The 2,104-nt window shown below is 70.1% G+C and carries 2 protein-coding genes; one reads left to right on the top strand and one right to left on the bottom strand.

Annotated elements, in window-relative coordinates:
* The first annotated feature begins 223 nt into the window (after positions 1 to 223).
* Positions 224 to 775 carry an AAA family ATPase gene (locus QR77_RS28775; RefSeq protein WP_040024943.1) on the top strand — a complete coding sequence of 184 codons (552 nt, stop codon included), beginning with the start codon at positions 224 to 226 and terminating at the stop codon, positions 773 to 775.
* Positions 776 to 865: 90 nt separating this feature from the next.
* On the opposite strand, the gene QR77_RS28770 is transcribed toward QR77_RS28775, so the two are convergent.
* A complete protein-coding gene (locus QR77_RS28770) occupies positions 866 to 1,681 on the bottom strand; it encodes a methyltransferase domain-containing protein (RefSeq protein ID WP_040024942.1) in 816 nt (271 codons plus the stop codon).
* Between the last annotated feature and the right edge of the window lie 423 nt (positions 1,682 to 2,104).

The raw sequence follows: 2,104 nt of genomic DNA, 5'->3' as shown, positions 1-2,104 counted from the left end.
CACTGCCGCGGCGCCGCCGAGGATGCTGCGGCGGCTGGGGCCTTGTGTGGTTTCTGGGGCGCGAGAGGCAGAGGGCATGCTGGTGTACTCCTGAGGTAGGAGTGGAATGTCCCGTACCGGAAAAGAATATGAACTGGTTTGTTTCCGTCAGGTACCGCGCAAATGAAGTCAGTTCGCGCAGCCCGCCACGACTGCCGTCGGACGCACTGACACAATCGCGGGCGTGATCACTGCTGAGACGTCGGACTGCCTGATCGTGACAGGGATGCCGGGGGCCGGGAAATCGACCGTGACCAGGCTTGTCGCCGAACGCCTGACGCGCTCGGCCCGCCTCGACGGCGACTTCATCAGCAGGCTGGTTGTCAGCGGTCATGTGTGGGCGCTCGGCGAGCCTGCCGACGAGGCGGCGCGTCAAGTGGAGCTGTGCGACCGCAATCTGTGCTCGCTGGCGAACAACTTCTCCGAGGCCGGCTTCGTGCCGGTGATCGACTGGGTGGTCCCCGACCGTGCGCGGCTGGATTCCTTCGTCTCCCTCCTCCCCGATCGGCGGGTTGTGTTCGTCGTTCTCGCCCCGGGCATCGATGTGTGCCGGTACCGCGACACCATCCGTGATCCACAGGAGCGGTTCGACTTCGACGGCTACGAGGAACTCGACGTCGGCATGCGGCGCGAACTCGGCGATGTCGGCTGGTGGTTCGACACCGCGGCCCTCACTCCCGAAGAGAGTGCCGATCGCGTTGTCCGGGAGGCTCACCGTCGAGCCCTGGTGAACTGACCACAAATTCCGGCCTGTTCGGACTCCGTCGCCCTCGCGAGCGTTTGGCTCGGCTTCCGGTGTGACCACGACGTCGGTGGTACGGGCGACTCACACTCGACGGCCCCAGGCGGAGATCATGGGGGCGGTCGCCAGGTCGAGTCGTCCCGTAGCGACGTTCGCCAGGTGCTGGTCGATCTCCTGGTCGGTCGCGAGTCCGGCCGCCACCAGGCGGGAGCGGATCTGGCGCACGGTGGCGGCTTCCAGGACAGTGCAGGCCGGAGAGGTGATGGGGAAGTAGGCGTCCGCCCGTACGTCGTCCAGGCCGGCTTCGCGGAGCAGCCGGGGCAGCGTACGCCCGTAAGCCAGATCCGCGCCGCGCGCGGCCATCAGCTCGCGGAAGCCCGACCGCAGCCGATTGGCGAGCCGCTGTGCGGGGCCCGACTCGTCGGGGCACAGGAGCGGTTGCAGTCCGGGGTCTGCGTCCTCGATCAGCAGGGCGCCGCCGGGGCGCAGCGCCCGCACCATCCGGCGCAGGGCTTCGGCCCGGTCGGTGACGTGGACCAGGACAAGGCGGGCGTGCACCAGATCGAATCCGCCGGGCGGCGGCGGGTCGGCCGCCACGTCGTGTCGCAGCACCTCGATCACCCCGCCGGCCTCGGTGCCGCGGGCGGAGTCGGTCCACGAGGTGTCGATGTCCGTCGCCACCACGGCGCCGCCCGGGCCGACGCGTGCGGCCAGGCCCATGGGTACGGTGGGGCCGCCGGCGCCGATCTCCCAGCACCGCATGCCTTCGGTGATGCCGAGCTGGTCGACATGCCGGAAGGTCACCGGATCGAACAGCTCAGCCAGCGCGCCGAAGCGGACACCGGCCTCGGCCTGCTGGTTGTCGAGCAGGTATCCGTCGTCCGCGCCCTGATCAGCCATGCCCTGAGTATCGCCGATCCCGTCCGTCACGTTCCGCTCGCGGGGCGGTACCCGACACGCATGACGACCGTCCCCGCGCGGGTCGTCACACGGACCGGCGGAAGCCGCCCCGGCCGCGGCGCCGCCCGGACGTACACGGACGCCGGGCGTCTGTTCGCCTCCGCCTGTTCCCGCCGCAACTCCTCGACCGCCCCTCCGGGGGCTCGATTCGGTACGGCTCCGGGAGGCAGTGAGCGCCTCGGCCTCCGGCGTCCGTATCAGCATGCCGAGCGGCGAGTCGTCCAGGACGTACCAGCTCTCACCGAGCGCGAACGGCCTTGTCGCGTCGGCCACTTCGGGGTAGCCGTCCACCCCAGGCCGCCTCATCCTCCCGTACCGGCAGCGGACCGGCCCGTACGGGAGGTCGTCTCCGTACGGGCCGGT

It is taken from the genome of Streptomyces sp. 150FB, assembly GCF_000818195.1.
Classification (GTDB): domain Bacteria; phylum Actinomycetota; class Actinomycetes; order Streptomycetales; family Streptomycetaceae; genus Streptomyces.
Note: the sequence above shows the minus strand (reverse complement) of the source record. Positions and strands in the feature narration are given on the sequence as shown.

Excerpts from the sequence above, each read along its gene's own strand:
- QR77_RS28770 (WP_040024942.1), bottom strand. The coding sequence starts at position 1,681 with ATGGCTGATCAGGGCGCGGACGACGGATACCTGCTCGACAACCAGCAG.